The 230-nt window shown below is 54.3% G+C and carries 1 protein-coding gene; it reads left to right on the top strand.

All coding sequences use genetic code 11. From position 1 onward, the window contains the following. Positions 1-230, top strand: a 230-nt coding sequence (locus PsWM33_RS23545; protein ID WP_193778458.1) for a phage major capsid protein, incomplete at both ends; no start/stop codon positions are given.

Below are 230 nucleotides of genomic sequence, written 5' to 3'. Positions count from 1 at the left end.
TGTGACCAAAAGCGCAGAGGCTTTTGATCAGATCGAACTAGCCCCGCACACTCTGGGTGCGTTTACGGATTATTCCCGCAGACTTCTCATTCAATCATCTTTGGATGTGGAAGCCATGGTGCGCGATGATCTGGCACGCGTGATTGGTCTGGAGATCAGCCGGGCAGCGCTGCATAGTGACGGCTCTGGGGAAACTCCAAAGGGGATCGCTGCCACCACTGGCATTAACT

Origin of the sequence: Pseudovibrio sp. WM33 (assembly GCF_001623165.1) — a bacterium.
Classification (GTDB): domain Bacteria; phylum Pseudomonadota; class Alphaproteobacteria; order Rhizobiales; family Stappiaceae; genus Pseudovibrio.
The sequence above is the reverse complement of the archived record's forward strand: the minus strand, read 5'-3'. Positions and strand labels throughout refer to the sequence as shown.